21 protein-coding genes are annotated in these 25,641 nt (G+C 67.5%); 12 read left to right on the top strand and 9 right to left on the bottom strand.

Annotation, left to right across the window (positions count from 1 at the left end):
- A partial coding sequence (locus QZM67_RS26145; RefSeq protein ID WP_301807739.1) for a 4Fe-4S dicluster domain-containing protein occupies positions 1–332 on the top strand: 332 nt, incomplete at its 5' end.
- A gap of 137 nt (positions 333–469) precedes the next feature.
- Here QZM67_RS26145 and aroC read toward each other — a convergent pair.
- From aroC to QZM67_RS26130, 3 genes are all read right to left on the bottom strand, one after another.
- Positions 470–1,570, bottom strand: a complete 1,101-nt coding sequence (gene aroC / locus QZM67_RS26140; protein ID WP_301807738.1) for a chorismate synthase — start codon at positions 1,568–1,570, stop codon at positions 470–472.
- A 267-nt stretch (positions 1,571–1,837) separates the two neighbouring features.
- Positions 1,838–3,772 carry an MFS transporter gene (locus QZM67_RS26135; protein ID WP_301807734.1) on the bottom strand — a complete coding sequence of 645 codons (1,935 nt, stop codon included), beginning with the start codon at positions 3,770–3,772 and terminating at the stop codon, positions 1,838–1,840.
- A 139-nt stretch (positions 3,773–3,911) separates the two neighbouring features.
- Entirely contained in the window at positions 3,912–4,367 is a 456-nt protein-coding gene (locus QZM67_RS26130) for a CBS domain-containing protein (RefSeq protein WP_043182535.1), read from the bottom strand.
- 158 nt (positions 4,368–4,525) lie between these two features.
- On the opposite strand from QZM67_RS26130, the gene QZM67_RS26125 reads away from it, so the two are divergent.
- Positions 4,526–4,843: an Mpo1-like protein gene (locus QZM67_RS26125; RefSeq protein WP_301807731.1), complete on the top strand. Its 318-nt coding sequence runs from the start codon at positions 4,526–4,528 to the stop codon at positions 4,841–4,843.
- 16 nt (positions 4,844–4,859) lie between these two features.
- Here QZM67_RS26125 and QZM67_RS26120 read toward each other — a convergent pair whose 3' ends face one another.
- Entirely contained in the window at positions 4,860–6,191 is a 1,332-nt protein-coding gene (locus QZM67_RS26120) for a YihY family inner membrane protein (RefSeq protein ID WP_043182532.1), read from the bottom strand.
- A 145-nt stretch (positions 6,192–6,336) separates the two neighbouring features.
- On the opposite strand from QZM67_RS26120, the gene wrbA reads away from it, so the two are divergent.
- From wrbA to QZM67_RS26100, 4 genes are read left to right on the top strand one after another with little or no spacing between them, the layout of a single operon-like run.
- Positions 6,337–6,957, top strand: a complete 621-nt coding sequence (wrbA, locus tag QZM67_RS26115) for an NAD(P)H:quinone oxidoreductase (RefSeq protein ID WP_011351764.1) — start codon at positions 6,337–6,339, stop codon at positions 6,955–6,957.
- Positions 6,954–7,346 carry a DUF2069 domain-containing protein gene (locus QZM67_RS26110; protein WP_301807727.1) on the top strand — a complete coding sequence of 131 codons (393 nt, stop codon included), beginning with the start codon at positions 6,954–6,956 and terminating at the stop codon, positions 7,344–7,346. The genes wrbA and QZM67_RS26110 overlap by 4 nt, the downstream gene beginning before the upstream one ends.
- 18 nt (positions 7,347–7,364) lie before the next feature.
- A complete protein-coding gene (locus tag QZM67_RS26105) occupies positions 7,365–8,786 on the top strand; it encodes an FAD-binding oxidoreductase (RefSeq protein ID WP_301807724.1) in 1,422 nt (473 codons plus the stop codon).
- A gap of 25 nt (positions 8,787–8,811) precedes the next feature.
- Positions 8,812–9,657 carry a metallophosphoesterase gene (locus QZM67_RS26100; protein WP_301807721.1) on the top strand — a complete coding sequence of 282 codons (846 nt, stop codon included), beginning with the start codon at positions 8,812–8,814 and terminating at the stop codon, positions 9,655–9,657.
- 59 nt (positions 9,658–9,716) lie between these two features.
- Here the strand turns inward: QZM67_RS26100 and QZM67_RS26095 are convergent, their stop codons facing one another.
- Both QZM67_RS26095 and QZM67_RS26090 read right to left on the bottom strand, forming a co-directional pair.
- On the bottom strand, positions 9,717–9,863 hold the full coding sequence (locus QZM67_RS26095) for a hypothetical protein (protein ID WP_301807718.1): 147 nt from the start codon (positions 9,861–9,863) through the stop codon (positions 9,717–9,719).
- 117 nt (positions 9,864–9,980) lie between these two features.
- Positions 9,981–10,922, bottom strand: a complete 942-nt coding sequence (locus tag QZM67_RS26090) for a LysR family transcriptional regulator (protein ID WP_175021923.1) — start codon at positions 10,920–10,922, stop codon at positions 9,981–9,983.
- Positions 10,923–11,079: 157 nt separating this feature from the next.
- Here QZM67_RS26090 and QZM67_RS26085 point away from each other — a divergent pair, with 157 nt between their 5' ends.
- From QZM67_RS26085 to QZM67_RS26070, 4 genes are read left to right on the top strand one after another with little or no spacing between them, the layout of a single operon-like run.
- Positions 11,080–12,657 (top strand): efflux transporter outer membrane subunit, encoded by a 1,578-nt coding sequence (locus tag QZM67_RS26085; protein ID WP_301807715.1) that lies wholly within the window; start codon positions 11,080–11,082, stop codon positions 12,655–12,657.
- Between the two features lie 14 nt (positions 12,658–12,671).
- Positions 12,672–14,879 carry an FUSC family protein gene (locus QZM67_RS26080; protein WP_175021925.1) on the top strand — a complete coding sequence of 736 codons (2,208 nt, stop codon included), beginning with the start codon at positions 12,672–12,674 and terminating at the stop codon, positions 14,877–14,879.
- Complete coding sequence (locus tag QZM67_RS26075) at positions 14,876–15,079, top strand: DUF1656 domain-containing protein (RefSeq protein WP_043182522.1); 204 nt, start codon at positions 14,876–14,878, stop codon at positions 15,077–15,079. The genes QZM67_RS26080 and QZM67_RS26075 overlap by 4 nt, the downstream gene beginning before the upstream one ends.
- A 12-nt stretch (positions 15,080–15,091) precedes the next feature.
- Positions 15,092–15,967: an HlyD family secretion protein gene (locus QZM67_RS26070; protein ID WP_043182521.1), complete on the top strand. Its 876-nt coding sequence runs from the start codon at positions 15,092–15,094 to the stop codon at positions 15,965–15,967.
- Positions 15,968–15,988: 21 nt separating this feature from the next.
- On the opposite strand, the gene QZM67_RS26065 is transcribed toward QZM67_RS26070, so the two are convergent.
- On the bottom strand, positions 15,989–17,662 hold the full coding sequence (locus QZM67_RS26065) for a methyl-accepting chemotaxis protein (protein ID WP_301807710.1): 1,674 nt from the start codon (positions 17,660–17,662) through the stop codon (positions 15,989–15,991).
- Positions 17,663–18,070: 408 nt separating this feature from the next.
- On the opposite strand from QZM67_RS26065, the gene QZM67_RS26060 reads away from it, so the two are divergent.
- Entirely contained in the window at positions 18,071–19,309 is a 1,239-nt protein-coding gene (locus QZM67_RS26060) for an MFS transporter (RefSeq protein ID WP_301807708.1), read from the top strand.
- Between the two features lie 77 nt (positions 19,310–19,386).
- On the opposite strand, the gene QZM67_RS26055 is transcribed toward QZM67_RS26060, so the two are convergent.
- Complete coding sequence (locus tag QZM67_RS26055; RefSeq protein ID WP_301769459.1) at positions 19,387–20,184, bottom strand: 5'-methylthioadenosine/adenosylhomocysteine nucleosidase; 798 nt, start codon at positions 20,182–20,184, stop codon at positions 19,387–19,389.
- Positions 20,181–22,544, bottom strand: coding sequence for a UvrD-helicase domain-containing protein (locus tag QZM67_RS26050; RefSeq protein WP_043182517.1), 2,364 nt, complete (start codon positions 22,542–22,544; stop codon positions 20,181–20,183). Before QZM67_RS26050 ends, QZM67_RS26055 begins: the two co-directional genes overlap by 4 nt.
- Positions 22,545–22,757: 213 nt before the next feature.
- Between QZM67_RS26050 and QZM67_RS26045 the strand changes: the two genes are divergently transcribed.
- Complete coding sequence (locus QZM67_RS26045; RefSeq protein WP_301807703.1) at positions 22,758–25,625, top strand: valine--tRNA ligase; 2,868 nt, start codon at positions 22,758–22,760, stop codon at positions 25,623–25,625.
- Positions 25,626–25,641 lie beyond the last annotated feature (16 nt).

Below are 25,641 nucleotides of genomic sequence, written 5' to 3'. Positions count from 1 at the left end.
ACCCGAAGCCGGACGGCAAGCTGACGTTCGACCGGTTGTCGTCGGTGTTCATCTCGAACACGAACCACGAGGAGAACCAGCCGGCGCACCTGACGCTGAAGGATGCGAGCGTGCCGGTGAACGTGAACCTGCGTACGTACGCGGGGCCGGAGGGGCGCTTCTGCCCGGCGGCCGTGTACGAATTCGTGAAGAACGACGACGGCAGCGATCGGTTGGTGATCAACGCGCAGAACTGCGTGCACTGCAAGACCTGCGACATCAAGGACCCGACGCAGAACATCGTGTGGGTCACGCCGGAAGGCGGCGGCGGACCGAACTACCCGAACATGTAATTGCCGAAGCGCGCCGCCACGAGCGGCGCGTTTTTTTGGCTGCCGCAAACGAAACGGGGCGCTGCTTCAAGCAGCGCCCCGTTTTGCATGCTCCGCGCCCCTGCCGGGCGAGACGCGCTGCGCCACGCCCGCTTGTGTCAGGTCGCGCTGCCCGCGATCTTCGGCGTCGGCGTCTCGACGTCCCCGCACTGCGCGCGATGGCGCAGCGCATGATCGATCAGCACCAGCGCGAGCATCGACTCGGCGATCGGCGTCGCACGAATGCCGACGCACGGGTCGTGGCGCCCGAACGTTTCCACCGTCGCCTCATCGCCCGCCTTCGTGATCGAACGGCGCGGCGTGCGGATGCTCGACGTCGGCTTGATCGCAATCGACACGGTGATGTCCTGCCCCGTCGAAATCCCGCCGAGCACGCCACCCGCATGGTTGCCGACGAAACCGCCCGGCGTCAGCTCGTCGCCATGCACCGAGCCGCGCTGCGCGACGCTGTCGAAACCCGCGCCGATCTCGACGCCCTTCACCGCGTTGATGCTCATCATCGCCTTGGCGATGTCCGCATCGAGACGGTCGAACACCGGCTCGCCCCAACCGACCGGCACGCCCGACGCGACGACGTCGATGCGCGCGCCGATCGAATCGCCGTCCTTGCGCAGCGCATCCATGTACGCCTCAAGCTCCGGCACGACTGCGGCATTCGGCGAGAAGAACGGATTCTCGTGCACGTGCGACCAGTCGACGAACGGCACGTCGACCTCGCCGAGGCCGCTCATGTAGCCGCGCACCTCGACACCGAAGCGCTCGCGCAGCCACTTCTTCGCGACCGCGCCCGCACCGACGATCGGCGCGGTCAGGCGTGCGGACGAGCGGCCGCCGCCGCGGTAGTCGCGGATGCCGTATTTCTGCCAGTAGGTGTAGTCGGCGTGGCCGGGACGGAATGTCTCGACGATGTTACCGTAGTCCTTGCTGCGCTGGTCGGTGTTGCGGATCAGCAGCGCGATCGGCGTACCGGTCGTCACGCCTTCGAACACGCCCGACAGGATCTCGACCTCGTCGGCCTCCTGTCGCTGCGTCACGTGACGCGACGTGCCGGGCTTGCGGCGATCGAGCTCGACCTGGATGTCGGCTTCGGTCAGCCCCATTCCCGGCGGGCAGCCGTCGATCACGCAGCCGATCGCGGGACCGTGCGATTCGCCGAAGGTCGTGACAGTGAAAAGCGTGCCGAGGGTATTGCCGGACATGATGGAACCGCCCAATGAGAAATGCGCAAACCGATGCGCTGCCAGGGCTGCAGGCAGGCCGATCGTTCGCCGGTCGAGAAAAAGAAGTAAACCGCTATTATGCCAGCCGTCCCGGGCCCGCGGGTCGTGTGAACCGTTCAGACCACACGGGCCGGCCACGGAAACGGCCCGGCGCGACGGTCGGCGATCCGCGCCGCTCCGTTCGAACGGGCCGTTCGCACGCGGCGGCGCGACCCGGCACGATCCTGCCGGGCCCGCCCCACCCGCCTACTTCCGCGCACCGCGTAGTTCGGTGACCGCGGCCTGCAGCGACTCGGGCGTCGCGACCGACGCCGGGATCGGCTCGCCGACCGCCAGCGTCAGCCGGCTCATCACGCCGCGCTTGATCGGGCGCGGCATCCGCGCATCGGAATGCCGCGAAAAATAGCTGCCCCACAGCCCGCGCAGCGCCATCGGAATCACGGGCGCAGGCGTGCGGCTCAGGATCTCCGTGATGCCGTGGTGGAACGTGTTGATGTCGCCCGTCTTCGTGAGCTTGCCTTCGGGGAAGATGCACACGAGTTCGCCTTCCTTCAGCGCAGCCTCGCAGGCGTCGTACGCGCGCGCGAGCATCGCGGGATCTTCGTGACGCGGCGCGATCGGGATCGCCTTCGCATGCCGGAACACCCAGCTCGTGAAGCGCGTCTTGAAGATCCGGTGATCCATCACGAAACGGATCGGGCGCGGGCTCGCGGCGGCCAGCACGAGCGCATCGACGTAGCTGACGTGGTTGCACACGAGCACGGCCGCCCCTTCCGCCGGAATCCGCTCGGCATGCACGAGGCGAATCCGGTAGAAGGTGTGCACGAGCACCCACGCAACGAAGCGCAGCAGGAACTCGGGCACGAGCAGATAGATATACGCGGCGACGATGACGTTCAGCAGCGCCGTGACGAGGAACAGCCCCGGGATGTCGACGCCGGCCTTGGTCAGCCCCATCGCCATCACGGCCGACAGGATCATGAACAGCGCGTTCAGGATGTTGTTTGCGGCGATGATCCGCGCACGGTGCGTAGGTGCGCTGCGGCTCTGGATCAACGCGTACAACGGCACGCTGTAGAAGCCGCCGAACATCGCGAGCAGGAACAGGTCGGCGAGGATACGCCAGTGGCGCGCGCCCGCCAGGAACTCGCCGACCGACAGCAGGTGGCCGGGCGACGGCAGCGCGTGGCTCGCGAAATACAGCTCGATCGCGAACACGCTGATGCCGATCGAGCCGAGCGGCACGAGGCCGATCTCGACGCGCCGCTGCGACAACCGTTCGCACAGCAGCGAGCCGAGGCCGATGCCGACCGAGAACGTCGCGAGCAGGATCGTGACGACGTCGGGGCTCGCGGACAGCACGTCCTTCGCGAAATTGAAGAACGACGTGAGGAACGTCGCGCCGACGAACCACAACCATGAGATGCCGAGCAGGCTCAGGAATACGGTGCGGTTCTGGCGCGCGAGGCCGAGGTTGCGCCAGGTCTCGCTGACCGGATTCCAGTTGATCACGAGATCGGGCTGCGGCGCCGGCGTGGACGGCACGCGCTGCGCGACGAGCCGCCCCGCGAGCGCGATGACGACGACGCTCGCCGCGAGCACGCGCTCGCCGCTGCCTTCGATGCCCGCCGCCGCGCCACCGATGATCGTGCCGATCAGGATCGCGATGAACGTGCCCATCTCGACGAGGCCGTTGCCGCCGACCAGCTCATGTTCGCCGAGATGTTGCGGCAGGTACGAATACTTGACGGGCCCGAACAGCGTCGAGTGCATGCCCATCATGAACGTGCACAGGTACAGCAGCGTCGCGCTGTGCGTGACGAAGCCGGCCGCGCCGACCAGCATCAGCACGATCTCGAAGGTCTTCACGAAGCGCGTGAGGGTCGCCTTGTCGTACTTGTCGGCGATCTGGCCGGACGTCGCCGAGAACAGCACGAACGGCAGGATGAAGATCGCGGAAATCAGGAAGGCGGCCGTCTTCGCATCGACGCCGGAGAATCGCGCGGTGTGATAGGTGACGAGCGACGTGAAGCCGATCTTGAAGACGTTGTCGTTCAGCGCGCCGAGGAACTGGGTCGTGAAGAACGGCGCGAAACGGCGCTCGCGCAGCAGGTCGAACTGCGACGCGTGGGCGTGCTGGTCGTCACGCTGCCGGGAAGTGGCTTGCGTTTGATCGCTCATGCGGAATACGCGCGCGCCATCTGGGCGACGCTGCGCGGGCCTTGTGTGGTCGTTGAAAAAACGGCGGCGCAGGACAAGCCTGCGCCGCCGCGTGCCGGGTGGCGGCGCCCGCGCATGACGGCGACGGGCGCGGCGTGATTCACGATTTGTGCGCTTCGGCTTCCGATTCCGGCCAGTCGCGGATGTACGCCTTCAGCATCCGGTTCTCGAAGCTCTGCGCCTCGACGACCGTCTTCGCGACGTCGTAGAACGAAATGACGCCCATCAGCACCTTCTTGTCGAGCACCGGCATGTAGCGCGCGTGGCGCTCGAGCATCATCCGGCGCACTTCGTTGACGTCCGTTTCCGGCGTACACGTGAGCGGCTCGTCCATCACCTTGCGCACCTGCACGTCGCCGATCGCGCCGCCGTTCACATGCAGGCGCAGGATGATCTCGCGGAACGTCAGCATCCCGACGAGATCGCCGTACTCCATCACGACGAGCGAACCGATGTCGTGCTCGGCCATCGTATCGACCGCTTCGCGCAGCGGCATATCGGGCGTCACCGTAAACAGCGTGTTGCCCTTCACTTTCAGAATATCGCTGACGCGCATCGTAGTCCCCTCATGCTTGAATACAAAACCTCTTTCGATCCTATCGGAAAGCCTGTCAAAAGGAAAGCGCGAGCCCGCGCGGCGGGCCGCCCCCCGCTTGCGGAAGCGGGCCGCCGGCAGCACAATGGCCCCATGAACAGCGGCCCGAGGAGACGGCCATGGCGCATACGCATTCGGAGCAATTCGCCAGCTTCGCTGATTTCTACCCGTATTACCTGAATGAACACCAGAACCTGACCTCGCGGCGGCTGCACTTCATCGGCTCGCTCGGCGTGATCGGCTGCGTCGCGATGGCGATCGCGACCGGCGACTGGCCGTGGCTGCCGGCAGCGGTCGTCTGCGGCTACGGGTTCGCGTGGGTCGGACACTTCTTCTTCGAGAAGAACCGACCGGCCACGTTCCGGCACCCGATCTACAGCCTGATGGGCGACTGGGTGATGTTCAAGGACATCTGCACCGGCAAGATCCCGCTGTAATGGCCGGGCGCCCCGCTCACGCGGGCCGCGGCGGCCGCGCATGCGGATCGGACACGCCGCTCGGCGCCTGCCCCGGAACACCCGTTGGCTGTGCGCCAGCGGGCCGGTGGGCGGCGATCAGCGACGCGAGCGACACGTCGAACCGGTCGCTCGACAGCACCGCGAGCAGCGCCGCGCCATCGACATGGCTGCGGCGCCGCTGCAACTGGTAAGTGAGTTCCGTGCGGTCGATCACCAGCACGTCGAACAGCTGCGCGAGCGTCAACTGCTCCGGATTCGCGAGCAGGATGTAGCGCAGCGTGGTCTCGCCACCGCCGTCGAGCCGCGCAATCCATTCCCGCTCCTCCATCGTCGTCAGCAAGCGCTGCGCGGTTTCCATGTCGCAGCGCAGCATGGCCGCGATCCGCATCGCCGTGTAGCCGCGCTTGCCGGCCGCGCGCGCTTCGGCCAGCCGCGCGAGCATTTCCAGCGCGTCGAGCAGGTCGCTGCCCGGATAGTGGATGCGGTGGAACTGGCCGACGCGGATCGCCGGCAGCGCGGAGGCCACCATCGCGCCGAGCAGCGCGATGAACCAGCTCAGGTACACCCACAGCAGGAAGACGGGCAACGCGGCGAACGCGCCGTAGACCGCCGTATAGGTCGGAATGCGCCGCACGTAGTAGCCGAAGCCGCGCTTCGCGAGTTCGAACGCGACGGCCGCGAACAGCCCTCCGATCACCGCGTCGCGCCATGCGACCGTGCAATTCGGCAGGTACACGTACAGCAGCGTGAACGCGAGCACCGTCAGCGGCAGCGACACGAGCGCGAGCAGCCACTCGACGATCGACGTCGACGGTGCGGCACCGGTAAATGCCAGCGACTGCGTGAACAGGTACGACGAGATCGACAGACTCACGCCAAACAGCAGCGGGCCGAGCGTGATCAGCGCCCAGTATGCGAGCACGCGCTGCGCGAACGGTCGCGGCTTGCGCACCCGCCAGATCAGGTTGAAAGCCGACTCGATCGTCATCATCGTCATCACCGACGTGACGACGAGCACGATCAGGCCGGCCGTCGTCAGCCCCTTCGCCTTCGATGCGAACTGGTTCAGGTACTTGAAGATCTGGATGTTGAACTGCGCGGGCATCAGGTGATCCGCGAGGAACCCTTGCAGCGAGATCTGGAACGACGCGAACATCGGGAACGCGGTGAACAGCGCGAACGCGACCGTCACGAGCGGCACGAGTGCCAGCATCGTCGTGAACGTCAGGCTGCCCGCCACTTGCGGGATGCGATCCTCGGCGCTGCGCCGGGCCGCGAACTGCGCGAGGCGCTTGATGGTGTCGAGATCGACGCTCAACTTCGGCAAACGACTTCTCCTTCTTGATGCCGCGCGCCCGACGGCGCGCCGCCGCCGCGCTGCGCGACGGCTTCAGCCCCTATAATAGCCGCTCGATTCCAGCAGGGGCCGACTGCACCGGGCACGCGCGCGGCCGCACGCGGCTCCGTCGCCCATGAAAGACATCCTCGTCCTCTATTACAGCCGTCACGGCGCCACGCGCGATCTCGCGCTCGCGATCGCGAACGGCATCGACAGCGTACCGGGCATGCAGGCCCGCATCCGCACCGTGCCGCCCGTGTCGGCCGTTTGCGAAGCCACCGCTCCCGACATCCCCGCCGATGGCCCGCCGTACGCGGAACTGCGGGATCTCGAGGAATGCGCGGGCCTCGCGCTCGGCTCGCCGACCCGCTTCGGCAACATGGCCGCCTCGCTCAAGTATTTCCTCGACGGCACCACACCGCAATGGCTGTCGGGCGCGCTGACCGGCAAGCCGGCCAGCGTGTTCACGTCGACGGGCAGCCTGCACGGCGGCCAGGAATCGACGTTGCTGTCGATGATGCTGCCGCTGCTCCATCACGGGATGATGATCGTCGGGATCCCGTACACGGAATCCGCGCTCACCACGACGCGCACCGGCGGCACGCCGTACGGCGCGTCGCACGTCGCGCAGCACGACCGCTCGGCAGCCGCCGGGCTGTCGGCGGACGAAAAGGCGCTCGCGGCCGCGCTCGGCGTGCGGCTCGCACGCGCGGCGGCCGCCCTCTCCAGCGCCCAGGCCGCCGAGGCCGCATGAACGCCCCCGCCCGCCCCGCCGTCGCGGCCCGGCCGCGCTACGCGCTGATCGCCACCGCGTGCCTCGTCGCACTGATCGCACTGTCGCTCGCGTGGGAGCTGTGGCTCGCGCCGCTGCGCCCGGGCGGCTCCGCGCTGATGCTCAAGGCGATCCCGCTCGCGCTCGCGCTGCCCGGCGTCTGGCGGCGTAACATCTATACGATGCAGTGGGCGAGCATGCTGATACTCGCCTATTTCGCCGAAGGCGTCGTGCGCGGCATGTCCGATCGCGGGCTATCCGCGACGCTCGGCTGGTGCGAAACCGCGCTCGCCGTCGGCTTCTTCGTGGCGGCGCTGGCGTACGTCGCGCCGTTCAAGCGCGCGGCGAAAAAATCGCGCGCCGCGTCCTGACCCTTACGCGACAAGGTGATGATGTCCTCCGAAGCTTTCGTTTCCGCGTGCCGCGATGCGATCGGCGCCGATCATGTGCTGACCGACCCGCACGATACCGAACCGTTCCTGACCGACTGGCGCCGCCGTTACAAGGGGGCCGCGTGCGCGGTGCTGAAGCCCGCGAACACGGCCGAAGTCGCCGCGCTCGTCAAGCTGGCCAACGCACACGGCATCGCGCTCGTGCCGCAAGGCGGCAACACCGGCCTCGCCGGCGGCGCCACGCCCGACGCGAGCGGCAGCCAGGCCGTCCTGAGCGTCGCGCGGCTGAACCGCGTGCGCGAACTCGATCCGCACAACAACACGATCACCGTCGAAGCCGGCGTAATCCTCGCCGACGTGCAGGCGCGCGCCCGCGAAGGCGGCCGGCTGTTCGCACTGAGCCTCGCGGCGGAAGGCAGCTGCACGATCGGCGGCAACCTGTCGACCAATGCGGGCGGCACCGCGGTGCTGCGCTACGGCAACGCGCGCGAGCTGTGTCTCGGGCTCGAGGTCGTGACGCCGCAGGGCGAGATCTGGGATGGACTGCGCGGACTGCGCAAGGACAACACCGGCTACGACCTGCGCGACCTGTTCATCGGCGCGGAAGGCACGCTCGGCATCATCACGGCGGCCGTGATGAAGCTGCACCCGCTGCCGGCCGCGCAGGTCACGGCCCTCGCCGCGCTCGAATCGCCGCACGCGGCGCTCGACTTCCTCGCGCTCGCGCAGCGCGCCGCCGGGCCGCTGCTGACCGGCTTCGAGCTGATGTCGGACTTCTGCATGCAGCTCGTCGGCAAGCACTACCCGCAACTACGCTACCCGTTCGCGCAGACGCATGCGCAGACGGTGCTGCTGGAACTGTCCGACAACGAAAGCGAATCGCATGCGCGCGCGCTGTTCGAGAAGCTGATGGAAGAAGCGTTCGAGGCCGGGCTCGTGGTCGACGCGGTGGTCGCGGAGAATCTTGCGCAGTCGCGCGCGTTCTGGGACCTGCGCGAGCACATCCCGCTCGCGCAGGCCGACGAGGGGCTCAACATCAAGCACGACATCGCGGTGCCGATTTCGTCGATCGCACGCTTCATCGACGAGACCGACGCGGCGATCCAGCAGGCCGCGCCGGGCGCGCGGATGGTGACGTTCGGCCACCTCGGCGACGGCAACCTCCACTACAACGTGCAGATGCCCGAAGGCGGCGATCCGAAAGCGTTCCTGGCCGCGTTCCAGGCGCCAATCAACCGGATCGTCTACGACAACGTGCACCGCCACCGCGGCACGATCAGCGCGGAGCACGGGATCGGCCAGTTGAAGATCGACGACGCGCAGCGTTACAAGTCGCCGGTCGAAACGACGCTGATGCGTACGCTGAAGACCGCGCTCGACCCGCGCGGCCTGATGAATCCCGGCAAGGTCCTGCGCTGAAGCCGCCCACTCCGGAGCCAAGCCCGTGAAAATCCGCGTCCTGTCCGACCTGCATCTCGAAAGCAACCTGCCCGACGCGATCCCGCATGCCGATGCGGATCTCGTCGTGCTGGCCGGCGACATCCACAATCACGCGGAAGGCCTGCGCTGGGCCGCCGAAACGTTCGATCCGGGGGTACGCCCAGGCGGCGTGCCGGTGGTCTACGTGCCGGGCAACCACGAGTATTACGACGGGGAATTCGGCGCGCTGGAGACGGCGATGCGCGACGCGGCGCAGGCGCTCGACAACGTGCATTACCTGAACAACGACGTCTACGTCGATCCCGGGCAGCGTTTCCGCGTGCTCGGCACGACGCTCTGGGCCGATTTTTCGCTGTTCGGCGCCGACGAAGCCAGCCTTGCCGGCTCGATCGAGGCCGGGCTGCGCGTGATGCTCGATTTCAAGGGCTTGATCCAGGTGACCTGGCCGCATGACGCGGCGCTGCATGCGGCGCCGGGCACGCCGGAACGGGATTTCTCGCCGGCCGACGCAATCGCGCTGCATCGACGCAGCCGTGCTTGGCTGGAAGCGCAGCTCGCGACGCCATTCGCGGGCCAAACGATCGTCGTCACCCACCATGCGCCGCACCGGCGCTCGCTGGCAGAGCGCTATGCGGAAGATCTGGCGTCGGCGGGATTTGTCACGGATATGGCGGAACTCGTGCGGCCGCCGGTGGATCTGTGGCTCCACGGCCACACGCATACGTCATTCGATTATGTGGCGGACGGCGGCACACGCGTGGTGTGCAATCCGCGCGGCTACATCCACCGGCGCACCGGCGAACTGGAAAATACCGCGTTCGCGTGGGACAAGGTCGTCGAGCTCGGCTGAACGCCGGCCCGCCCGGCCGCATTGCGCGGCCTTGTTTCGACCCGGAGCGTGACCGCGGGTCAGCGGCCCGGGCGACGCGGCTCGCGCACCCGCACCGGCTTCATCTGCGCCTTCGCCTTCATCGCGCGCAGCAGGTCGCGAGTCGCCGCGGCGGCCGCGGCCGCGCCCAGCAGGACTCCAAGGCCGATCATCAGGTGCGTATCCATTGCTGCTCCGGGGTTGCGTATCTCGTTAATTCCCACAGTATCAAACTGTCTGACACGCGTTCGTAAAAAAATGTTGCGTGAAGGACAAATCTCGTCAGATTGCGGTCAACCGCGCCGTCATGTCGCACGCGTGTACTGCTCGAGCGCGGCTTCGTCGGCGGCGAGCGTGGCCGGCAGTTCGTCGCGCAGGAAATCGACCCAGGTGCGAATTTTCGCGTCGAGGTACTGGCGCGACGGATACAGCGCGTAGATGTTCATCACGTGCGACCGGTATTCGGGCATCACGCGCACGATGTGCCCGCTGCGCAACCAGCCGATCGCCGAATAGAGCGGCAACCCGCCAATCCCCATCCCTTCCCGCACGGCCACCGCGAGCGCCTCGGCGACGTTCACGCGAAACGGCGGCGCCGCGATCGGGACGACCTCGTCGCCGTTCGGCCCCGACAGCGCCCATTCGTCGAACTGAAAGCCCGGCGCGGCCATCCCAAGGCAGATGTGCTGGGCGAGATCCGCGGGCCGCTGCGGCACGCCATGCGCATCGACATAGCTGCGCGACGCGCACACCACGCTGTGGCTCTCACCGAGCCGCTGCGACACGAGCCCCGAATCCGGCAGGTCGCGGCCAACGACGATCGCGACGTCATACCCCTCGTCGAGCAGGTCGGGCATCCGCTGCGCGAGTGTCAGCTCGACGTGCACGTCCGGGTAGCGCTCGCGATAGCGCGCGATGGCCGGCACCAGGTAGTGCTGGCCGAGGCTCGTGAAGCAATGAACCTTCAGCTTGCCCGACGGGCGCGCATGCGCGTCGCCCGCCTCGGCTTCGGCCTGGTCGACGTACGCGAGGATCTGCTCGCAGCGTTGCAGGTAGCGCTCGCCGGCTTCGGTCAGCGCGATCCGGCGCGTCGTGCGGTTCAGGAGGCGCGTGCGCAGGTGCGCCTCGAGATCCGAGACCGCGCGCGACGCGTAGGCAGTGGTCGAATTCATCTGCTGGGCCGCTGCGGTAAAGCTTCCCGCATCGACCACGCGGACGAACACCCGCATGTTTTGTAACGTATCCATCCCATTACCCGTTTGAATCCGGACGGATTGTTGCACAGAGGCGAACAAGTATTGTCTCAGGATTCGTAAAAATGACTTGCACCCTTGTCCATTTATTCAGGAATCGCTGAAAAATATAATCGCATCCGACTCATCTATATCCGAAAGGGAGAAAATCGTGCAGTCTCCGGCAAAAAAAGGGACGCTCGCACTGGCGGTTCTTGCAGTCTCATTAATAATGGCCGGATGCGCGAGCATGGGCGACAACAAGCCGCAGTCGGCCCGCATCGAGGCGAACGCGCTCGATGCCGGCGCCGCGATCCGCGCGGCCGACCGTGACGCGGGCTGGCCCGCGGCCGACTGGTGGCGCGCCTACCGCGATCCGCAACTCGACGCCTGGATCGCCAATGCCCAGGCCGGCAACCCGACCCTCGCGGCCGCCGAGGCGCGCGTGCGCGAAGCGCAGGCAATGGCGCGCGTCGCCCGCTCGGCCGAACTGCCGCAAATCAACGGCAACCTGTCGCTGATGCGCGAGCACTGGCCCGACAACGTGTTCTACGGCCCCGGCCCGCTCGCGAACGCCGATACCTGGAACAACACCGGCACGCTCGGCCTGTCGTACCACCTCGATCTGTGGGGCAAGGACAAGAACGCGACCGAGCGCGCGCTCGACACCGCCCACGCGACCGCCGCCGATGCGCGTGCGGCGAAGCTCGAACTCGAAGTCAACGTCGTGCGCGCGTATGTCGGCATGTCGATGAACTACGCACTGCTCGACCTCGCGCACGAAACGTTCGAACGCCAGCGCTCGCTCGCCGATCTCGCACGCAAGCGGCTGCAGGCCGGCCTCGGCACGCAGCTCGAAGTGAGCCAGGCTGAGTCGACGCTGCCCGACTATGAGCGCCAGATCGACAGCTACGAGGAAGCGATCCAGCTCGCGCGGCACCAGCTCGCCGCGCTGGCCGGCAAGGGCCCGGGCGCCGGCGACACGATCAAGCGGCCGCAGCTGGCGCTCGACGCACCGGCCGGCCTGCCGTCGGCGATGCCGGCCGACCTGCTCGGCCGCCGCCCCGACGTCGTCGCGGCGCGCTGGACGGTCGACGCGCAGGCGCGCGGCATCGACGTCGCGAAGGCGTCGTTCTACCCGAACATCGACCTGCTCGCGACGGTCGGCGGCTTCGGCGTGACCGCGCCGTTCACCGACTTCCTGCGCGCGATGAACGGCGGCTGGACGGCCGGCCCCGCGCTGTCGCTGCCGATCTTCGAAGGCGGCCGGCTGCGCGCGCAGCTCGGTGCGGCCAACGCCGGCTACGACCAGGCGGTCGAGCGCTACAACCAGACGATCGTCGGCGCGCTCAAGGACATCGCCGACCAGGTCGTGCGGATCCGTTCGCTCGATACGCAGAAGAAGGACGCCGCACGCTCGGTGGCCGCCAACGACCGCAGCTACCAGCTGTCGCGCGAAGGCTTCCGTCGTGGGCTGACCGACTACGTGAACGTGCTGGTCGCGCAGCAGCAGTTGCTGCGCGCGCAGGAGACGGCCGCCCGCATCGACGCGGAACGCCTCGCCGCGCACGCACAGCTGATGGCCGCGCTCGGCGGCGGCGTCGAGACGGGTACCGATGTGCCTCATGACGAATCCGCCGCGGGCGCAGCCGCGCCTGCCGCCGCGTCGAATGCGAAGCCGGTGGCAGCCGCCGCCCGGCCCGCGCAGGTCGCGGCCGCCGGTGCGTCCGGCGTGCCGGCCGCACGATAACGCGGAGCGACGCCATGTCAGCCTCCTCCCCCGCTTCCACGCACGCCGGCGGCCCGTTCGCGGCCTGGACCGCCGCGTTCGGTGACTGGGCCCGTACCGACGGCGCCGCGTGGCTCTATCTGTTCAAGGCGCTGCTCGCCGCGTTCATCGCGACCGGCGTGTCGATGCGGCTCGACCTGCCCGCGCCGAAGACGGCGATGACCACGGTGTTCATCGTGATGCAGCCGCAAAGCGGCGCGGTGCTCGCGAAGAGCTTCTACCGCGTCGCCGGCACGATCTTCGGGCTGATCGCGACGCTCACGTTCGTCGGGCTGTTCCCGCAGCAGCCGCAGCTGTTCCTGCTGGCCATCGCGCTGTGGATCGCGCTGTGCACGGCCGGCGCCGCACGCAACCGCAACTTTCGCAGCTACGGCTTCCTGCTCGCCGGCTATACGACCGCGCTGATCGGCCTGCCCGCGTCGCAACACCCGGACGGCGCCTTCATGAGCGCGATGACGCGTGTGTCCGAGGTCATCATCGGGATCGTGTCGGCCGGCGTCGTCAGCGCGCTCGTGTTTCCGCAGTACACGGGCGAGCAGATGCGCACGACGGTCCGCAAGCGCTTCGGCAGCTTCGTCGACTATGTCGCGTCGGCGCTGTCGGGCCAGCTCGACCGCGCGCACATCGAGACCATTCATACGCGCTTCGTCGCCGACGTGGTGGGCTTCGAGGCCGCGCGCAGCATGGCGGTGTTCGAGGATCCCGGCACGCGCATGCGCAGCGGCCGGCTCGCGCGGCTGAACAGCGAGTTCATGAGCGCGTCGAGCCGCTTCCACGCGCTGCATCAGCTGATGAACCGGCTGCACGCGGCCGGCGCGCAAGCCGCGATCGACGCGATCGAACCGTATTTCCGTGAAATCGCGCCGCTGCTCACGCGCAACGGCGAACCCGTGCGCACGTCGGTCGACGCCGCGCACGCGGCCGAGCAGCTGCTCGCGTGGCGCGACGCGCTGCCGCGCCGCATCCGCGCGACGCGCGCAGAACTCGAAACGCGCCCGGACTTCCCGCTGCTCGACTTCGATACGGCGGCCGAACTGCTGTACCGCTTCATCACCGACCTGCAGGAATACGCGGCGACCTACGCGTCGCTGTCGAGCGCGACGCACGAGCGTGAACGCTGGATCGAACGCTACGAGCCGCGCACCAACATGACGGCCGCGCTGATCGCGGGCATCCGCACCGCGGTGGTGATCCTCACGCTCGGCTGGTTCTGGATCGAAACGGCCTGGCCGAACGGCGTCACGCTGGTGCTGACGGCGGCGGCAACCTGCGCGCTCGCGTCGTCGACGCCGCGCCCGACCGCGATGTCCGCCCAGATGGGGATGGGCACGGCGCTGGCCGTCTGCACCGGCTTCGTGCTGATGTTCGGCATCTATCCGCGGATCGATGGCTTCGTGCTGCTGTGCGTGGCGCTCGCGCCACTGCTCGCGATCGGCATCTACATGACGCTGAAGCCAAAGCTCGCGGGCTACGGGATGGGCTACCTGATCTTCTTCTGCTTCCTCGCGGGCCCGGACAACATCACGCATTACGATCCGTCGAGCTTCATGAACGACGCGCTCGCACTCGTGCTGTCGATGCTGGTATCGGCGATCGCGTTCGCGGTGCTGTTCCCGCCGACCGCGCCGTGGCTCAAGAAGCGGCTGTTCGCCGACCTGCGCCACCAGGCCGTCGCGGCCGGTCATGCGCGGCTCGCCGGCTTGCGCACGCGCTTCGAGAGCGGCGCGCGCGACCTGATGTACCAGGCGCACACGCTGTCGGCCGATCAGCCCGACGTGCAGCGCGACGCGCTGCGCTGGATGTTCGCGGTGCTCGAGACCGGCAACGCGTCGATCGACCTGCGCCACGAGCTGGCGGCACTGCCGTCCGACCCGCGTTTTGCGCCGACGATGCCGTGGCGACGTGCGATCGAGACGATGCGCACCGCGCTGTCGTCGCTGTTCACCAAGCCCGACGCCGCACGCTTCGACGCGACGCTCGCGGCAGTGAACGACGCGATCGACGCGACCCGGCAGACGCTCGACGCGTTCACGCCGACGCGTGACGAACGCCACCGGCTGCAGCGCATCCTGAGCCACCTGCATTTCGTGCGCACGGCGCTGCTCGATCCCGAATCGCCGCTCGATGCGCTCAACAGAAACCGCGCCACGACCGCGCGCACCCAACCCGGAGCCTCGTCATGATGCCGCGTGAAATCGCCATTCTCGATGCCTACATGCCCACGGTGGTGCTGATGTTCGTCATCGGCGCGCTGGCCACGTGGGCCGTCGATCGCCTGCTCGCCTACACGGGCCTCTACCGTCTCGTCTGGCACCCGTCGCTGTTCCGGGCCTGCCTTCTCGTCTGTATTTGCGGCGGACTGAGTCTTGCCGTTTATCGTTGATCCAGAACAATCATGATGCTCAGAAAACTTTTCGGCTTCGTCGCGACCGCCGTCATTCTCATCGTCGCGATCCTGATCGGGCGCTCGCTGTGGGTGCACTACATGGACGATCCATGGACGCGCGACGGGCGCGTGCGCGCCGAGATCGTCAACGTCGCGCCGGACGTGTCGGGCGCGATCGTCGAGCTGCCCGTGCATGACAACCAGCTCGTCAAGAAAGGCGACCTGATCATGCAGATCGACCCGTCGCACTACCAGATCGCGGTCGAGCAGGCGCAGGCAGCCGTCGCCGCCCGTCGCGCGGAACTGCAGATGCGCCGCGACGACGCGGCCCGCCGCGCGGACCTCGACGCGCTCGTCGTGTCGAAGGAAAACCGCGAGAACGCCGCGCACAGCGCATCGAGCGCCGATGCGCAGTACCAGCAGGCAATCGCCGCGCTCGACGCCGCGAAGCTCAACCTCGAACGCACGCGCGTCGTCGCGCCGGTCGACGGCTACGTCACGAACCTGCAGACCTTCAAGGGCAACTACGCGGTGGCCGGCCAGGCCAAGCTCGCGATCGTCGACAGCCACTCGTTCTGGGTCTACGGCTACTTCGAGGAAACCAAGCTGCCGCGCGTGAAGATCGGCGCGCCGGCCGAGATGCGGCTGATGAGCGGCGGCGTGATGAAGGGCCACGTCGAGAGCATCTCGCGCGGCATCTACGATCGCGACAACCCGCAAAGCCGCGACCTCGTCGCCGACGTGAACCCGACCTTCAACTGGGTGCGCCTCGCGCAGCGCGTGCCGGTGCGCATCAGGATCGACGAAGTCCCGGCCGACGTGGTGCTGTCGGCGGGCACGACCTGCACGGTCATCATCGATCCCGACAAGCAGAAGAAGTCGTAATCCCCGAACGGCCGGGCGCGCTCAGGCCGCGATGCGAAAACGCCCGACCAGCGACTTCAACGCCTGCGCCTGCTCGTCGAGCGCGTTCGCCGCGGCGGCCGCCTGCTCGACGAGTGCCGCGTTCTGCTGGGTGCCGGCGTCCATCTGCGTGACCGCGCGGCCGATCTCGTCGATCCCGGCGCTCTGCTCGTCCGATGCGGCGGAAATCTCGCCGATGATGTCGGTCACGCGCTTGACCGCGCGCACGACGTCACCCATCGTGCGGCCAGCATCGTGCGCGAGCGCCGCACCGTTCGCGACGCGCTCGACCGACGCGCCGATCAGCGCACGAATTTCCTTCGCTGCGGTCGCCGCGCGCTGCGCGAGCAGGCGGACCTCGCCCGCCACCACCGAGAAGCCGCGCCCCTGCTCGCCGGCACGTGCCGCCTCGACCGCCGCGTTCAACGCGAGAATGTTGGTCTGGAACGCGATCCCCTCGATCGTGCCGATGATGTCGCGGATGTTCTTCGCGCTGTCGTCGATCTCGCTCATCGTCGCCACCACACGCCCGACGACTTCCCCACCCGTCTCCGCGACGGCCGACGCATTGGCCGCGAGCGCGCTCGCCTGACGCGCATTCTCGGCGTTCTGCCGTACGGTCGACGTGAGCTGCTCCATGCTGGCCGCGGTGCGCTCGAGCGCGACGGCCTGCTGCTCGGTGCGCTTCGACAGATCGAGGTTGCCGGTGGAGATCTCGCCCGACGCGGCCGCGATCGCCTCGGCGCTGACGGCGATCTCGCCGACGGTCGCCGCGAGCCCCGTCTGCATCTCGGCCAGCGCACGCACCATGCTGTCGCGGTCGTGCCGGCCCAACTTGATCGGTCGCGTCAGGTCGCCGCGCGCGATGTCCGCGGCGATCGCCTTCGCATGCGCGGGCTCGCCGCCGAGCTGCGACGCGAGACGGCGCACCACGCGCTCGGCGATGACGATCGCGAGCACGATCAGCGCAGCCGTCATCGCCGCGATCATCGCGAACGACGACGAGAAAATGGTGGCGGACGCATCGAGCGTGGCCTTCGACTTCGCGCCGCGCGTCTTCACGAGTTCGGCAACGAGTTTCTCGAGCTTGCCGGTTTCGACCAGCAACGACACGTCCTGCGTGCCGACCTGCCAGTTCATCTGCGACAGGTCGAGCGGCTGCGCGCGCACGAGCGCGACGAAATCGCGCAGATGCGTGCTCCACGTGCCGACCGCCGTCGAGAAGGCGCGCAGCCGCGCCGAATCGTCGACGTCGCCCGGATCCGCGTAGCGCTGCAGCGTGCCGAGCGCCTGGCCGATCGACGCGAGCCCCGCGCCGACTTCGGCGCCCAATTCGTCGCGCTCCTTCGCGGTGCTCGCCGTCAGCAGCATCTTCTGGGCACGGCTCGCGCGCAGCACTTCGGCCCGAACCTCCTCGGCCGCGCGGCTCGCGACGTGGCCCTGCTCGTAGACCGACGCGATCGACGCGTTCAGCCGGCTGATCTGCCACAGCGAAAACATGCCGATCGCCAGCGTGCCGGCGAGCAGGATCGCGAATGCGGCGCGCAACGTCGCCTTGACGGTCCACGGCCGGCGCTCGCGACGCGCCGCGCGCAGGCGTCGTGCGGCACGACCGGCGGCAACTTCGGGTGCGGCGGCGGCCGCACCGGGCTGTGGGTGCAAAGATGCTGCTTTCATCGAACTATCCCCGTATTGATCACGCGGCCGGAAAGGTCGGTCCCGGCATTCCCGCGATGGCTGGCCATGCCGCGCGTCCTGCGCCCGCACGGCGGATAGCCGGTGCCGGACGCGGCGCGCCTGTTGTCATTGGGTCGTTCTACGGCCGCCATCACCGTTTCTTGAGTCCGGTAAACCACGCACCGGCCCAGGGCGCGCGCCCCTGCCGACAGGCGGGCGCGCCGCCAGCGTTATACCCGGTCAAAAAAACCGGCATCGGCCGATCCGTCGGATGAATGTCCGATTCACGACAAAACTTGTCCTGACATTCCCAATACGCCACATTACACTTCTTTGACGCAGCAACGATTCAAGACGCGCCGATCCCCAGCAGAGCGCGCCCGCCACCTCAACTCGTTCAGCTCTCACATGGAAACCAGCCTCGACACCGGCTCCGCCGGCGCAGCCGCCACCCAACCGTCCGCGCCACCCGTCGCCCGCACCGTCTACCCGGTGCTCGGCGCGATCAGCTTCTCGCACATGCTCAACGACATGATCCAGTCGTTGATCCTGGCGATCTATCCGATGCTCAAGAGCCAGTTCGCGCTGTCGTTCGCGCAGATCGGCCTGATCACGCTCACCTACCAGATCACCGCATCGCTGCTGCAACCGCTCGTCGGCCTCTATACCGACAAGCGGCCGAAACCGTATTCGCTGCCGGTCGGGATGGGCTTCACGCTCGCGGGGCTGCTGCTGATGTCGACCGCGTCGAATTTCCCGATGCTGCTGGTGGCCGCGGCGCTCGTCGGCTGCGGCTCGTCGGTGTTCCATCCGGAATCGTCGCGGGTCGCGCGGATGGCGTCGGGCGGCCAGCACGGGCTCGCGCAGTCGGTGTTCCAGGTCGGCGGCAATGCGGGTTCCGCGCTTGGGCCGCTGCTCGCCGCGCTCGTGATCATTCCGCACGGCCAGCACAGCATCGCGTGGTTCTCGGCGGCCGCGCTTGTCGCGATGATCGTGCTCACGCAGATCGGCCACTGGTACAAGAAGCATCCGTCGATGAAGAAGAAGGCCGCGGCGGCCGGCCACCCGACGCTGTCGCGCGGCCGCGTACTCGGCGCGATCGGCGTGCTGGTGCTGCTGGTGTTCTCGAAGTACTTCTACCTCGCGAGCATCAACAGCTATTTCACGTTCTACCTGATCGACAAGTTCCACCTGTCGGTGCAGGCCGCGCAGATCCACCTGTTCGTGTTCCTCGCAGCCGTGGCGGCCGGCACGCTGATCGGCGGGCCGGTGGGCGACCGGATCGGCCGCAAGTACGTGATCTGGGTATCGATCCTCGGCGTCGCGCCGTTCACGCTGCTGCTGCCGTACGCGAACCTGCTCTGGACGACCGTGTTGACCGTGATCATCGGCATCGTGCTGGCGTCGGCGTTCGCCGCGATCCTCGTCTACGCGACGGAGCTGATGCCCGGCAAGGTCGGGATGGTCGCGGGGCTGTTCTTCGGCTTCGCGTTCGGCCTCGGCGGGGTCGGCGCGGCCGTGCTCGGCCAGCTCGCCGACGCAACGAACATCACGTTCGTCTACAAGGTGTGCTCGTTCCTGCCGCTGATCGGCGTGCTGACGATCTTCCTGCCGAACCTCGAAAGCAGCCGGCGCAAGAAGGCGTGACGAACGACCGGCCACCGCGTACACGCGGCGGCCGGTCGAACGGCTCGAATGAAGGAATGAAGAGAACGGCGGCGGCTTCAGGCCGCCGTCGTCGCATGCAGCGTCAGGAAACGCTTGAGGATGCCGGACGAATAGCTGCTCGCGATCGCCGACAGGAAGTGCGAGAACGACTGCGTCGCGTGATCGTCGGCCGTATCGGAGATCGTGCGCACGAGTGCGAACGGCACGTCGTGTTCTGCGCACACCTGCGCGATCGCGGCCCCTTCCATTTCGACCGCGAGCGCATCCGGCAGCGCGTCACGCAGCGCGACGACCTCGCGCTCGCTCGACACGAAGCGGTCGCCGCTGATGATGAGCCCCGCGTGCAGCGTCGCACCGGCCAGGCCGAAGCGCGCGGCGAACTGCGCGCCCTCTTCCGCGACGAATTGCGTGCACGCGGCCCGCAAGCGTGCGGTCAGCGCCGCGTCGGTCGCGAAACGCGTGATGCCGAGCAGCGGCACCTCGTAGCGCGGAAAGAGCGGCGAAGCGTCGAGATCATGCTGCAGCAGCGTATCGGCCACGACGACGTCGCCAACGCGCACCGTGCGCGACACGCCGCCTGCCACGCCGGTGAACACGACGCCAGACACGCCGAACACGTGGATCAGCGCGCTGACCGTCGCGGCGGCCGCGACCTTGCCGACCCGTGCGAGCGTCACGACGCAGGCCGCGCCGTGCACGGTGCCGACGTGATAATCGCGGCGGCCGAGCGTGACCGTCTGCATCGCGCCTTCGGCACGCATCGCGGCGATCAGGTCGCCGAGTTCCTCGGGCAGCGCAGCGAGAATGCCGAGCGGACGAGCCGCAGGCGTCACAACCATGTCGATGCCCATCATTCCACCGCCTGCAGTTTCGCGACCGCGAGCGCGAGCCACTTCTCGCCGTGCCGCTTGAATTTCACCTGCGCCTTCGCATCGGTGCCGTTGCCTTCGAGCTTGGTGACCGTGCCTTCGCCGAACTTGGTATGGAACACCTGCTGGCCGACCCGGAAGCCGGCATCGGCCGCGCGCTGCTTGTCCGCGAACGCGGGCAGCGGCGCGGACACGGCCGGGTCGACGATCTGCTCGCGGCTGCCGCCGCCCGGCCGCGCGAACCAGTCGCGCCCGTATCCGGCGTTGTCCGATCGACCGCCCCAGCGCGAACCGGCCTCGACCTTCGGCGTCAGCCACTTGAGCACGTGTTCGGGCAGCTCGTCGAAGAAGCGCGAGCGCACGTTGTAGCGCGTCTGGCCATGCAGCATCCGGCTCTGCGCGAACGACAGGTAGAGCCGCTCCTTCGCGCGCGTGATCGCGACGTACATCAGCCGGCGCTCTTCCTCGAGGCCATCCGATTCGAGCACGCTGTTCTCGTGCGGGAACAATCCTTCCTCGAGGCCCGTGATGAACACGGCCGAGAATTCGAGCCCCTTCGCCGCGTGCACCGTCATCAGCTGCACGGCGTCCTGCCCGGCCTGCGCCTGGTTGTCGCCGGCCTCCAGCGACGCATGCGACAGGAAGCCGGCGAGCGGCGTCATCGTGTCGGGGTTCTGTGCCGGGTCGGCGGGCGATACCGGATCGAGCACGTCGACCGCCGGATCGTCCGTCGCGGTGCCGAGCTCGGGCGCCGCGATCGCGCCCGCGCGCAGCGGGATCGAACGGGCCGGCGTGTCGAGCCCGTAGCCTTCCTCGGCGATGAACGCGGTGGCCGCGTTCACAAGTTCCTGCAAGTTCTCGAGACGGTCCTGGCCTTCGCGCTCGCCCTGGTAGAAATCGGCGAGACCGCTGGCGCGCACGATGTGCTCGACGGTGTCGGGCAGGTTCATCTGCTGCGTATCGGCGCGCATCTTCGCGACCAGGTTCGCGAACCCGCCCAGGCTCGTGCCGGCCTTGCCCGTCACGTACGGAATCGCGGCGGCCATCGAGCAGCCGTACAGGCGCGCGGCGTCGGCGAGCTGCTCGATCGAGCGCGCGCCGATGCCGCGGGTCGGGAAGTTCACGACGCGCACGAATGCGGTGTCGTCGTTCGGGTTGTCGATCAGGCGCAGGTATGCGAGCGCGTGCTTCACTTCCTGGCGTTCGAAGAAGCGCAGGCCGCCGTACACGCGGTACGGAATGCCCGACGACATCAGCGTGTGCTCGATCGAGCGCGACTGCGCGTTGCTGCGGTACAGGACGGCCACTTCGCTGCGCGCCATCCCGGTGTTGATCAGCGAGCGGATCTCCTCGACGATCCAGCCGGCTTCCTGCGAATCGGTGCTCGCCTCGTACACGCGCACGGGTTCGCCATGGCCCGCATCGGTGCGCAGGTTCTTGCCGAGGCGGTGCGCGTTGTTCGAGATCAGCTGGTTCGCCGCGTCGAGGATGTTGCCGTGCGACCGGTAGTTCTGCTCGAGCTTGATCAGGTTGCGCACGCGGAATTCGTCTTCGAAGTCGCGCATGTTGCCGACGTTCGCGCCGCGGAACGCGTAGATCGACTGGTCGTCATCGCCGACCGCGAAAATCGCGTTCTCGCCGCCCGCGAGCATCTTGAGCCACGCGTACTGCAGCTTGTTGGTGTCCTGGAACTCGTCGACCAGGATGTGCTTGAAGCGCGCCTGGTAGTGCGCGCGCAGCGGCGCGTTGTACGCGAGCAGTTCATAGCAGCGCAGCAGCAGCTCGGGGAAGTCGACCACGCCCTCGCGCTGGCACTGCTGGTCGTACGCCTGGTACAGCTCGACGAACTTGCGGTTGAAGTTGTCGGTCGCGTCGACCTTGTCGGGGCGCAGCCCCTGCTCCTTCGCGTTGTTGATGAAGTACTGCACGTTTTTCGGCGGATACTTCTCGTCATCGACGTTCGCCGCCTTCATCAGCCGCTTGATCGCGGACAGCTGGTCGGCGGTATCCAGGATCTGGAAGGTCTGCGGCAGGCCGGCGTCGCGCCAGTGCGTGCGCAGCATCCGGTTGCACAGGCCGTGGAACGTGCCGATCCACATCCCGCGCGTGTCGATCGGCATCATCGCCGACAGGCGCGCCATCATCTCGCGTGCGGCCTTGTTCGTGAAGGTGACGGCGAGCACGGTGGGCGGCGACGCGTAGCCCTGCTGGATCAGCCACGCGATGCGGGTGATCAGCACGCGGGTCTTGCCGCTGCCCGCCCCTGCGAGGATCAGCGCCGGTTCGTTCGGCAACGTGACGGCGGCGAGTTGTTCGGGGTTCAGATTGGCGAGCAGATCGGGCATGGAGGGGCAGCGGACGGGCGAGAAAAATGCGGACCCGACATTATAAGTCGGCCGCGCGATGCCGTTCCCGATCCGTTTGATTACCCGTCACAGGCACGCGGCGATCGCGTCGCGACGGGCCCGTACCGGCAAGGCGATGGCTGGTCGATGTGCATCCATTTATAATTGTCAGATTCGGCATCCAATTCACGCATTTTTCGGCAGATTTCCAACATGAGCGACAACACGCTTGCGAAGAGTTTCGAGCCCCACACCATCGAGTCCCAATGGGGGCCGGAGTGGGAAAAGCGCGGCTACGCGGCCCCGGCATTCGATCCGGCCCGCCCCGATTTCTCGATCCAGTTGCCGCCGCCGAACGTGACGGGCACGCTGCACATGGGCCACGCGTTCAACCAGACGATCATGGACGGCCTCACCCGCTACCACCGGATGCTCGGCGAGAACACCCTGTGGGTGCCCGGCACCGACCACGCGGGGATCGCAACCCAGATCGTCGTCGAGCGCCAGCTCGACGCGCAAGGCGTGTCGCGTCACGACCTCGGCCGCGAGAAGTTCGTCGAGCGCGTATGGGAATGGAAGGAAAAATCGGGTTCGACGATCACCGGCCAGGTGCGTCGCCTCGGCGCGTCGCCCGACTGGTCGCGCGAATATTTCACGATGGACGACAAGATGTCGGCCGCCGTGCGCGACGTGTTCGTCACGCTCCATGAACAGGGCCTGATCTACCGCGGCAAGCGCCTCGTCAACTGGGATCCGGTGCTGCTGACCGCCGTGTCGGACCTCGAAGTCGTGAGCGAAGAAGAAAACGGCCACCTGTGGCACATCCGCTACCCGCTCGTCGACGGCTCGGGCTCGCTGACCGTTGCCACGACGCGTCCGGAAACGATGCTCGGCGACGTCGCGCTGATGGTCCACCCGGAAGACGAGCGCTATGCGCACCTGATCGGCAAGCTCGTCACGCTGCCGCTGACGGGCCGCGAGATCCCGGTGATCGCCGACGACTATGTCGACCGCGAGTTCGGCACGGGCGTCGTGAAGGTCACGCCCGCGCACGACTTCAACGACTACCAGGTCGGCCAGCGCCACAAGCTCGCGCCGATCGAGATCCTGACGCTCGACGCGAAGATCAACGACAACGGCCCCGAGCAGTATCGCGGCCTCGACCGCTTCGACGCGCGCAAGGCGATCGTCGCCGACCTCGACGCAGAAGGCTTCCTCGACTCCGTGAAGCCGCACAAGCTGATGGTGCCGCGCGGCGACCGCACGGGCGTCGTGATCGAGCCGCTCCTGACCGACCAGTGGTTCGTCGCGATGACGAAGCCGGCCCCGGAAGGCACGCTCCATCCGGGCAAGTCGATCACCGAGGTATCGCTCGACGTCGTGCGCGACGGCCAGATCAAGTTCGTCCCGGAAAACTGGACGACCACCTACTACCAGTGGCTCGAGAACATCCAGGACTGGTGCATCTCGCGCCAGCTGTGGTGGGGCCACCAGATCCCCGCGTGGTACGGCGAGAACGGCGAGGTGTTCGTCGCGCGCAGCGAGGAAGACGCGCGCGCGCAGGCTGCCGCGAAGGGTTACACGGGTGCGCTGAAGCGCGACGAAGACGTGCTCGACACGTGGTTCTCGTCGGCGCTCGTGCCGTTCTCGTCGCTCGGCTGGCCGAACGAAACGCCCGAGCTGAAGCACTTCCTGCCGTCGTCGGTGCTCGTCACCGGCTTCGACATCATCTTCTTCTGGGTCGCCCGGATGGTGATGATGACGACGCACTTCACGGGCAAGGTGCCGTTCCACACCGTGTACATGCACGGCCTCGTGCGTGATGCCGAAGGCCAGAAGATGTCGAAGAGCAAGGGCAACACGCTCGATCCGATCGATATCGTCGACGGCGTCGACCTCGAGACGCTGGTCGCGAAGCGCACCACCGGCCTGATGAACCCGAAGCAGGCCGCCACCATCGAGAAGAAGACGCGCAAGGAATTCCCGGACGGCATTCCCGCGTTCGGCGCCGACGCGCTGCGCTTCACGATGGCGTCGATGGCGACGCTCGGCCGCAACGTGAACTTCGACCTCGCGCGCTGCGAAGGCTATCGCAACTTCTGCAACAAGCTGTGGAACGCGACGCGCTTCGTGCTGATGAACTGCGAAGGCCACGACTGCGGCAGCGACAAGCCGGAAGTCTGCGGCGCGGGCGATTGCGGCCCGGGCGGCTACCTCGACTTCTCGGCGGCCGACCGCTGGATCGTGTCGCTTCTGCAGCGCACCGAGGCCGACATCGCAAAGGGCTTCGCCGATTACCGCTTCGACAACATCGCCAGCAGCATCTACAAGTTCGTGTGGGACGAATACTGCGACTGGTATCTCGAACTCGCGAAGGTGCAGATCCAGAACGGCACGCCGGAACAGCAGCGCGCGACGCGCCGCACACTGCTGCGCGTGCTCGAGACGGTGCTGCGCCTCGCGCACCCGATCATCCCGTTCATCACCGAAGCGCTCTGGCAGAAGGTCGCGCCGCTGGCCGGCCGCTACCCGCAAGGCAAGGCCGAAGGCGAAGCGTCGCTGATGACGCAGACGTACCCGATCGCGAACCTGCAGAAGATCGACGAGGCGTCCGAGCAGTGGGCGGCCGACCTGAAGGCGATCGTCGACGCGTGCCGCAACCTGCGCGGCGAGATGAACCTGTCGCCGGCAACCAAGGTGCCGCTGCTTGCAGCCGGCGATGCCGAGCGCCTGCGCTCGTTCGCACCGTACGTTCAGGCGCTTGCACGCCTGTCGGAAGTGCAGATCCTCGCGGATGAAGCAACGCTCGACAAGGAAGCACACGGCGCGCCGATCGCGATCGTCGGGCCGAACAAGCTGGTGCTGAAGGTCGAGATCGACGTCGCAGCCGAACGCGAGCGTCTGTCGAAGGAAATCGCGCGCCTGACGGGCGAGATTGCGAAGTGCAATGCAAAGCTCGGCAACGAGGCATTCGTCGCGAAAGCGCCGCCGGCCGTGGTCGAACAGGAGCAGAAGCGCGTCGCGGAATTCCAGAGCACCCTTGAGAAACTGCGCGCGCAGCTCGATCGGTTGCCTGCGTAACAAACCGTAAGGTCGT

The organism is Burkholderia sp. AU45251, assembly GCF_030482905.1.
Classification (GTDB): Bacteria; Pseudomonadota; Gammaproteobacteria; order Burkholderiales; family Burkholderiaceae; genus Burkholderia; species Burkholderia aenigmatica.
This window is presented reverse-complemented; position numbering and strand designations above follow the sequence as displayed.

Coding starts and splice junctions, on each gene's coding strand:
- aroC (WP_301807738.1), bottom strand. CDS start 1,570: ATGTCCGGCAATACCCTCGGCACGCTTTTCACTGTCACGACCTTCGGC.
- QZM67_RS26060 (WP_301807708.1), top strand. CDS start 18,071: ATGGAAACCAGCCTCGACACCGGCTCCGCCGGCGCAGCCGCCACCCAA.
- QZM67_RS26075 (WP_043182522.1), top strand. CDS start 14,876: ATGATGCCGCGTGAAATCGCCATTCTCGATGCCTACATGCCCACGGTG.
- QZM67_RS26080 (WP_175021925.1), top strand. CDS start 12,672: ATGTCAGCCTCCTCCCCCGCTTCCACGCACGCCGGCGGCCCGTTCGCG.
- QZM67_RS26070 (WP_043182521.1), top strand. CDS start 15,092: ATGATGCTCAGAAAACTTTTCGGCTTCGTCGCGACCGCCGTCATTCTC.
- QZM67_RS26050 (WP_043182517.1), bottom strand. CDS start 22,544: ATGCCCGATCTGCTCGCCAATCTGAACCCCGAACAACTCGCCGCCGTC.
- QZM67_RS26090 (WP_175021923.1), bottom strand. CDS start 10,922: ATGGATACGTTACAAAACATGCGGGTGTTCGTCCGCGTGGTCGATGCG.
- QZM67_RS26065 (WP_301807710.1), bottom strand. CDS start 17,662: ATGAAAGCAGCATCTTTGCACCCACAGCCCGGTGCGGCCGCCGCCGCA.
- QZM67_RS26110 (WP_301807727.1), top strand. CDS start 6,954: ATGAACGCCCCCGCCCGCCCCGCCGTCGCGGCCCGGCCGCGCTACGCG.
- QZM67_RS26125 (WP_301807731.1), top strand. CDS start 4,526: ATGGCGCATACGCATTCGGAGCAATTCGCCAGCTTCGCTGATTTCTAC.
- QZM67_RS26095 (WP_301807718.1), bottom strand. CDS start 9,863: ATGGATACGCACCTGATGATCGGCCTTGGAGTCCTGCTGGGCGCGGCC.
- QZM67_RS26055 (WP_301769459.1), bottom strand. CDS start 20,184: ATGATGGGCATCGACATGGTTGTGACGCCTGCGGCTCGTCCGCTCGGC.
- QZM67_RS26135 (WP_301807734.1), bottom strand. CDS start 3,772: ATGAGCGATCAAACGCAAGCCACTTCCCGGCAGCGTGACGACCAGCAC.
- QZM67_RS26130 (WP_043182535.1), bottom strand. CDS start 4,367: ATGCGCGTCAGCGATATTCTGAAAGTGAAGGGCAACACGCTGTTTACG.
- QZM67_RS26105 (WP_301807724.1), top strand. CDS start 7,365: ATGATGTCCTCCGAAGCTTTCGTTTCCGCGTGCCGCGATGCGATCGGC.
- QZM67_RS26045 (WP_301807703.1), top strand. CDS start 22,758: ATGAGCGACAACACGCTTGCGAAGAGTTTCGAGCCCCACACCATCGAG.
- wrbA (WP_011351764.1), top strand. CDS start 6,337: ATGAAAGACATCCTCGTCCTCTATTACAGCCGTCACGGCGCCACGCGC.